The organism is Mucilaginibacter sp. P4_G9 (assembly GCF_056400985.1).
Genome location: NZ_JBFUKF010000228.1, coordinates 1 through 8,108 on the forward strand (window position 1 = coordinate 1; position 8,108 = coordinate 8,108).

Below are 8,108 nucleotides of genomic sequence, written 5' to 3' on the forward strand. Positions count from 1 at the left end.
GACAGGCTCAAAATCATCATCTGCACTTTCAAAATCTGTAAAGTTCTTTAAAATTTGTTTTTCGTCATGAGTGTATGGATAACGTTCTTCATGTAAGGCTAACATTTTTTTAAGCGAATATGATTCCAGTAATTCATGTAAGTCCCAGAAATCCTTTTTTCTTCCTGTTCTGGATACTACATCAATTTTCATGGCAATAATTTCTTCTAAAGTGGCTAACCTGATATTATTCCTTTCCAAAATGTTCCTGATAAAAGGATCTGTATAATACAGGTCGAGCTTAACCGCATTATCTTTGTTATTTCCAATGAAATAAGAGGTACCTGTACCAATCAGGCCGGTATTTGAAGTGTCGGTATAAGAGAATGTGCCTTTTAAATATGCGTCTATTGTATCAAAGTCTATAGAGTTGTAAGCCGCGTCGGTAAAAAGATCAATATCATCTGACATCCGATGGCCAATTTGTAAACTCAAAGAAGTTCCACCTACAAGGCGGAACGCCCCTAAAACTTCCGTTTGCATTAGCGTTTCGAGCGACGATTTTAATATTGGTGTAACAGTATTCCATTGAAGCATGCTTCTCATAATTATATCAGGCATTAATCATGAACCTTCTCCAGTTCATCCTTTCCATAAAAACGCTCCAGTTCTTTTTTTTCCTGGATATTTCCTCTTTCCAGCACACGTTTTATAATCGCCTTTTTTTGCCTTATCCAATCTATTTTTTTCATGTCGGTATCCCAAAAAATTACCGGTCTGAATTGTGAAAGATCGGGATGCACATCCTGTTCCTGCTTAAGCTTCTCCTGTTTAATATCGTAATACAATTGCAGCATCATCAGGTAGCCCTCCTCGAATCCTAAAGCGCTTTCAATTTTTAAGGCCAGCGGGAGATTCATTTTTCTTTTCCCTTTTGTAATGTCGCCCAGTAACTGCGGGTGCGTATTTAAAGATAGGGCAAAAGGTCTTTTAGCCAGCTTCCTTTTTTTAAGCTCGCGTTCCAGTAAAATTCCGGGATGAAGTCCTTTTAATTTATCTATTTTATTTGGCATAGCAATAAGACAAATATAAACAAAATTGTTTACATTTTTAATAACCACCCCCCCCTTTTAAGAGTATTATCCCGTAAGCCATCCTCCAAACATAGCGTAATACTACTCGCCCGAAATCAGTAGTAATACTAAGACTATTGCCTGCAGCCACCTATAACTTTACAACAAGGAAGCAAGCCGAAAATCCTGCAACAAAAAAAGAGTAAGCACCCGGGGAGCCGAAAACGGGACAAATAGATTAGGCACAAACTAAACCTAAATGAAAAAGTTAATTTTTATGACAGCCGCAATGCTCATAATTGCGGCCAACAGTTTAAATGCGGCCGACCGTAGTGAAGGCGGATACGCCGGAACACGCGACCAGGGGCATGATGAGGTGGTTTACAATTTTTTGAAGCACTTTAGTTATGAACAGTATTATTATGCGTACGATTTTCAATTCATCAGCAACAACAACGCCCGGGTTGATGCTATGGATTTTTCAATATTTGCCGGTCATGGTAATCAATGGTACATCGCCACTACATCAGGTGGGGTAAGCTTTCCATCAGCAGGTACAACATCCGCCAAAGGATATGGCGACTGGAACTGCGAGTTTCTTGCCTTTGAATCGTGCGATGTAGTGCCCAGCCCTATTGAACAGGCCGACTGGTACACCAACTGGACGCAGGATGGGGGGATATTTGATGGCCTGCACCAGGCCTGTGGTTTCAGAACGCTGTCATGGCAATCAACAGACCAGGATGTTACAGATTATTATGGAGGCGCCATTCATGCCGGTTACGCGGTTTGGCAGTCATGGTTTGATGCTATTAACAACGAAGCCCGGTCTGACGAAAAGGGTGCCTGTGTTATGAACCCTACCTGTGAGTTTGATACCCACGCCTCCTTTGCACCAGACCCCTCACCTAACGATAACAGTTTAAAGGTATGGTACCAATACTAATATTTAAAAAATAAAAAACTTATCATGAAAAATTTATTCAATATAACAAAAGCAACCCTGTTTACTGTTATTGTACTAACGGTTGCAGCCTGCCACGGGGTTGATAAATCTGAACCAGGCAAAAATAAGATCAGTTACGGTCCGGCTGCTACTTTTCCCGACTATGAAAAAATACCGTTGAACACCTACACAACAGACGAGGCCAAACTGGATGAAGGCGCTGCGCAGAAAATATTAACCCAATCACTGGAATACGCGGGTGCGGCAGGTAAATTTAATTTAAAGGAACCTGTTAGAGAAGGCGGCATGCTTTGGTATAAAAACCCGGCAGATCCATCGGCCATATTAAACATTAATTTAGATAACGGCGATATCGCGCTAAGCACCGGAATGCGCGCCTATGCCGGTAACGAATCGACAAAGGACCTTTTAAAGAAAGATGCTGCGGCGGCAATGGCTTTAACCCATTTAAGAAAACTATCGCTTACCGGCAATACCAAAGATGAGTATGTAATGGCACATGTTGGCGGGTTAAACGTGGGTGTTCATGATAACAACGGGAACAACACGGTTTTTGAAAAATTCACCACCGTAAGGTTCGACAGAAAATTTGGCGACATCCCCGTTGAAGGCCACTCCAGGATCATCATTCAAATGGCCGAAGGTGGTAAATTAACCGGCCTTACCCGGCATTGGGCCTCCTTCAAGGGCAGCAGGGTGCAGCCTGAGGCTATGGTTGTTCCGGATGATTTAAAAAGATCATTTGAAAAGCACATCCTGAGCGAAAATACAGACGCTATCAGCATCATTGTTAAAAAAATAAGCCTGGTATATTATGACCAGGGCCATGGGTTAATAGAACCCGCCCTGCGTGCCGAATGCGAAACTGTTTATAAAACCAGCGCTACAGATACTACCACCAGGGTTTTCCCTTATGACATCATCGAGCCTATTTTAAAAAATCCGCGCCAAACGTATTCATTTATGCATGATAAGGCCCGTGCACCAAAAAATACATCCGACGATGGCAAAAACGAGCAACCTATTCCAAGAGGTAAAGACGAGGGCAGGCGGGATACAACCCGCTATAATCAATAACAAAACTTTATAAAACTTAATTAAACCTTATAAAACTTAAACTTTATTACATAAAACCCTGCCGGTTAATTTCCAGGCAGGGTTTATTGTTTTGATAAACTTTGCTACTATCTTTAAAAAACATCCCGTTTCAAATACAAAATCAATACATGTACGACAACTCATGTCGTACATATATTAAAAAAGTATCAATGTAATATATTTACTGTCAATTACTTATATAAGAAATAGATTTATTTTCCTGATTTTTATGCACAGGGGTTTCACTATTGAAACGGAACACCTTACGCTTTCCGCTTATACCGGTATTAAATCACTTCTGCCATCGGCGCCAAAACCTGTTCTTCATCCCCCTTCCCTATCATTCCGTTTATCGAAAAATGCATTTTTAAACACTCTAAAAAGTTTTGGATGGCTGGTGTTTGCTTGCAGGTAGCGGCGTACCAGGCCCGTTTTGCAATACTGTGATGTAATGATTTTGTAACAATATTGCGACCTGCAAGGTATGGTTTCACAATCCAGTCGGCCATAACGCTGATGCCGAGGCCCGCATTTACCATCTCGATGGTGGCATCGGTGTAGTGGATCCGGTGCAAAGTTTTGGGCTTTACCTGCTGCGCCTGGATTAACGATTCTATCACCGGGGTGTCCTGGTATGAGGGATCATAGAGCGGTAAAATCAGCTCCTCATCCTGGAAATCGGTAACATGAATTACGTCTTTTTTTGCCAGCGGATGGTCCTTACAAATGATGGCCACCAGGTGGTCTTCGAAGATATGCTCGTATGTTATTTTGGGGTTGATCATCTGCGTACGCACGATGCCAATGTCCAGTTCGCCGCGCATCAAATACTCCAGCGGGCGGCGCGTTGCATCCGATAAAATGTGTATATTGATATCAGGCCAGCGGTTTTTGTAATATTTGATGATGCCTGGCAGCCAGTGGTAAGCCGTATAACATTGCATGCTGATGGTGAGCTTTCCGGTCTTCCCGTTCTTGTAATTCTGGATATCTTCCTCCAAAGAATTGATCTCAGCAAGGATCTTTTCGGCACTCCGCAGGAAGCGGTAACCATGCTCAGAAAGGTGCAGTTTTTTCCCCTGACGATGGAAGACCTCGATGTCCATTTCGCGTTCCAATTCTTTCAATTGATGGCTCAGTGCCGACTGTGTAAGGTGCAAAGTTGAGGCCGCTTTGGTAAGCGATCCTTCCTTTGAAATGGTATCAACCAAACGGAAATGATGCAGCGCGATATTCATATATTAGTTTTTCTAATGATTATGACAAAATTAATTCATTTTCCTAATATATGCTATACCTCTACATTTGCCGTGTACAAAATACACCACAATGTTACAAATACCTTCAAAACGATTACTTCTGTTTTTAGGTGTTTTTTATGTCATCCAGGCTCAGGCTCAGCAAAAGGTTCTCAATATTAAAGATGCTGAACAAATGGCGCTCGCTAATTACGGTACCATTAAGTCGAAAGCAAACCAGCTAAACGCTGCGAAGGCATACTTAAAAGAAACACGTACAGAATATTTACCAGATGTAAGCATCTCGGCCCAACAGGACTACGGAACCGCTAATGGCCAAAATGGCCCTTTATTTGGTTACCATGGTTTATCAGTAGCGTCATCAGGTCCTGCATTACCTAAGCAGAACTGGAACTCGGCATTCGGCTCTCTTTACCTCAGCAACGTAAGCTGGGATTTTTTCAGCTTTGGCAAAGCCAAAGAGAAAGTGAAAGTGCAGCGCTCCGTAGTAACCCGCGAAGAAAGCGACCTTTCGCAGGAACAGTTTCAGCACCAGATACGTGTAGCAAGTACCTACCTCAATTTATTGGCAGCCCAGCAACTGGCAAAGGCCCAGCAGGATAACCTAAACCGTGCAATTGAGCTGCAAAAAGTAGTGACCGCCCGCGTAAAGAATGGTCTTAACGCAGGTGTTGATTCATCGTTAGCAAATGCCGAAGTATCGAACGCCAGGATAGCTTTAACCAATACGCAGCAAACCGTACAGGAGCAAAGTAACCAGCTTTCTATCTACTTAGGCGTTCCGGCACAGGAGTTTTTGTTAGATAGCGCTTTTATTACCAAAGCCCCGGCTAATCTGGCCGCGCAAAGCGCCGTTGCAGCTACCGATCATCCCTCATTGCGCTATTTCCAGAATCGTATTGGTGTAAGCGACGAGCAGGCTAAATATTTAAAAACCTTTGCTTATCCCACCTTTAGCCTCTTCGGTGTTTACCAGGGCCGGGGATCTGGTTTTAATTATGATTATGGCTCCAACCAAAACAGCTTTAGCAGCAGCTATGGCGCCGGTGCCGATCCAACCCGCTACAACTACCTGTTTGGCGTGGCAATGGTATGGAATTTTACTACCCTGTTCAGAACGCATTACCAGGTGCAGTCTCAAAAATACACCTCAGCCCAATTCAAAAATGATTACGACCTGGTAGCCCAGCAATTACAGGCCCAGCAGGTATTAGCCGAAACCCGCATCAGCAACGCGCTTAAAAATTACCGGGAAGTACCGGTTGAAGTTAAAGCCGCCAGTGATGCCTATATACAAAAGTATGCCCTGTATAAAAACGGGCTATCAAACATTGTTGATTTTACGCAGGCGCTTTACACACTTAACCGTGCCGAAATTGACAAGTATATAGCCTCAAACAACGTATGGCAGGCATTGCTCTACAAAGCCGCCGCTACCGGCGACTTTGGCTTATTTATAAATAATTTTTAATAACAGATACACATATATAATGGGAATGATAAAAGGGGCGCTTCAAAAACCAATTACCATATTGGTTATAGTAGCCGGGTTGTTTTTTTTCGGGATAAATGCGGTACGTACCATCAAGATCGATATTTTCCCTGATCTTAACCTGCCGGTCATCTATGTATCCCATCCTTACGGCGGTTTTACCCCAAACCAGATGGAGGCTTACTTTGGTAAGCAATATGTTAACCTGCTGCTGTTTGTTTCGGGCGTTAAAAGTATCGAAACAAAAAACATACAGGGTTTAACATTAATAAAAGTTACTTTTTACGAGGGAACCAATATGGCCCAGGCAGCGGCCGAGGTCACGAGTTATACCAACCGGGCGCAGGCTAACTTTCCGCCGGGCTCGCAGCCGCCTTTTATTTTAAGGTTTGATGCCTCTACATTACCTGTTGGGCAGCTGGTATTAAGCAGCCCCAAACGTAATAATAACGAATTGCTGGATTATGCGCTGGTATATGTAAGATCGTCCTTTACATCTATACCCGGTTTGGTTGCCCCTGCTCCGTTTGGTGGTAACCAGCGTACAGTAGTTATAAAGGTTGATCCGGGTTTGCTGCGTTCGCACAATTTAACCCCCGATCAGATTGTGACTGCCCTGCGCGAAAACAACCTGAACACTCCTGCCGGTAACGTACGCATAGGCGATTATAATTACCTTACCCCTTCCAACACCACTATTAAGGAGATCAAGGATTTTGGTGATATCCCGCTGTATAAAAACGGGATTCAAACGGTGTTTATGCGCGATGTAGCCATTGTTGAAGATGGCGCCGATATAACAAACGGTTACGCCCTCATTAATGGCAAGCGTTCGGTTTACCTGCCTATTACCAAATCGGCAACAGCATCTACATGGGATGTGGTACAAAATCTTAAAAAAGCCCTACCGCGTTTCCAGGCTTTACTGCCGCCGGATGTTAAGCTGTCGTTCGTGTTTGATCAATCGGTATATGTAATAAACGCGGTTAAAAGCCTGGCCGAGGAAGGAGCCATAGGTGCGGTACTTACCGGTTTAATGGTATTACTATTCCTGGGCGACAGGCGCGGCGCGTTGATTGTAATATTAACCATCCCAACCTGTATCATATCTGCTATATTCTTTTTGGCCTTATTCCATCAAACCATTAACATCATGACACTGAGCGGCCTTGCGCTGGCCATCGGCATCCTGGTAGATGAATCAACGGTAACCATCGAGAATATACACCAGCATTTTGATATGGGCAAACCCAAAGCATTAGCCATATGGGATGCCTGTAAGGAGATAGCCTTCCCAAAATTGCTTATCCTGTTTTGTATCCTGGCAGTATTTGCACCTGCCTTTACCATGACCGGGATACCGGGCGCATTATTCCTGCCGCTGGCATTGGCTATTGGCTTCTCCATGATCATATCATACTTTCTGGCCCAAACCTTTGTACCTATCATGGCTAACTGGATTATGGTGAACAAGCATGAAGACCATAGTCATCCTGATGGTTTTGCCCTGGAGGATGAAGGGGAACCCTGGGAGCAAAAAGAAAAAGCTATGAAAATAGCCCTTGAACATCCCGGCGAAAAAGCAACCCGGTTTGACAAGTTCAGGGACAGTTTTATGCACCTGATGGACCGCATGCTGCCTTACCGGAAATTATTGGTAACCGGATATGTTATTTCGGCAGTCGGACTTGCTTTTTTACTCTTCAACATTATTGGCCGCGATGTATTGCCTAAAATTAACACGGGCACTTTCCAGGTACGTTTGCGTGCCCCCGATGGCACACGTTTGGAACGTACAGAAATTATTGCGGTTAAAGCCCAACACATTTTGGCAACGCTTGTAGGTAAAAACCATATTGCAATAACCTCTACTTTTGTAGGTTCGCACCCGTCGTCGTTTTCAACAAACCCTATTTATTTGTTTATGGCGGGGCCGCAGGAGGCTGTGATGCAGATTAGCTTAACTGAAGATTATAAAGTACCCAACCTGGATAATCTGAAGGAAAGATTCAGAATCGCGATTCACAAAGAACTGCCTGGGATTAAGCTTTCTTTTGAGCCGATAGAACTTACCGATAAAATTTTAAGCCAGGGATCGCCAACACCTATTGAAATTGCACTATCGGGCAAAAACAAAAAACAAAACCAGGAGTTTGCCTTTAAAATACTGGATAAATTAAAAGATATCAAATATTTACGCGATGCGCAGATAGCTCAATCCTTCAATTACCCGTCTATAG

General features: G+C 43.3%; 7 protein-coding genes. 4 read left to right on the plus strand and 3 right to left on the minus strand.

Translation table 11 applies throughout. The features are described 5' to 3' along the window. Both AC1DPZ_RS17645 and AC1DPZ_RS17650 read right to left on the minus strand, forming a co-directional pair. On the minus strand, positions 1–585 hold a 585-nt coding region (locus tag AC1DPZ_RS17645; RefSeq protein WP_477405765.1), incomplete at its 3' end, for a nucleotidyl transferase AbiEii/AbiGii toxin family protein. Between the two features lie 14 nt (positions 586–599). After that, entirely contained in the window at positions 600–1,052 is a 453-nt protein-coding gene (locus AC1DPZ_RS17650; protein WP_477405767.1) for a helix-turn-helix transcriptional regulator, read from the minus strand. A 259-nt stretch (positions 1,053–1,311) separates the two neighbouring features. On the opposite strand from AC1DPZ_RS17650, the gene AC1DPZ_RS17655 reads away from it, so the two are divergent. Together AC1DPZ_RS17655 and AC1DPZ_RS17660 are read left to right on the plus strand one after the other, a co-directional pair. Next, positions 1,312–1,998, plus strand: a complete 687-nt coding sequence (locus AC1DPZ_RS17655; RefSeq protein WP_477405769.1) for a DUF6345 domain-containing protein — start codon at positions 1,312–1,314, stop codon at positions 1,996–1,998. A 24-nt stretch (positions 1,999–2,022) separates the two neighbouring features. Beyond that, positions 2,023–3,096, plus strand: coding sequence for a hypothetical protein (locus tag AC1DPZ_RS17660; RefSeq protein WP_477405771.1), 1,074 nt, complete (start codon positions 2,023–2,025; stop codon positions 3,094–3,096). 308 nt (positions 3,097–3,404) lie between these two features. Here AC1DPZ_RS17660 and AC1DPZ_RS17665 read toward each other — a convergent pair whose 3' ends face one another. After that, positions 3,405–4,355, minus strand: coding sequence for a LysR family transcriptional regulator (locus tag AC1DPZ_RS17665; protein WP_477405773.1), 951 nt, complete (start codon positions 4,353–4,355; stop codon positions 3,405–3,407). Positions 4,356–4,446: 91 nt separating this feature from the next. On the opposite strand from AC1DPZ_RS17665, the gene AC1DPZ_RS17670 reads away from it, so the two are divergent. Both AC1DPZ_RS17670 and AC1DPZ_RS17675 read left to right on the plus strand, forming a co-directional pair. Next, complete coding sequence (locus AC1DPZ_RS17670; protein WP_477405775.1) at positions 4,447–5,847, plus strand: TolC family protein; 1,401 nt, start codon at positions 4,447–4,449, stop codon at positions 5,845–5,847. A 19-nt stretch (positions 5,848–5,866) separates the two neighbouring features. Next, on the plus strand, positions 5,867–8,108 hold a 2,242-nt coding region (locus AC1DPZ_RS17675), incomplete at its 3' end, for an efflux RND transporter permease subunit (RefSeq protein WP_477405777.1).

Bases quoted from the DNA above. Each gene is read 5' to 3' on its own strand.
- AC1DPZ_RS17650 (WP_477405767.1), bottom strand. From the start codon at position 1,052: ATGCCAAATAAAATAGATAAATTAAAAGGACTTCATCCCGGAATTTTA.
- AC1DPZ_RS17660 (WP_477405771.1), top strand. From the start codon at position 2,023: ATGAAAAATTTATTCAATATAACAAAAGCAACCCTGTTTACTGTTATT.
- AC1DPZ_RS17655 (WP_477405769.1), top strand. From the start codon at position 1,312: ATGAAAAAGTTAATTTTTATGACAGCCGCAATGCTCATAATTGCGGCC.
- AC1DPZ_RS17665 (WP_477405773.1), bottom strand. From the start codon at position 4,355: ATGAATATCGCGCTGCATCATTTCCGTTTGGTTGATACCATTTCAAAG.
- AC1DPZ_RS17670 (WP_477405775.1), top strand. From the start codon at position 4,447: ATGTTACAAATACCTTCAAAACGATTACTTCTGTTTTTAGGTGTTTTT.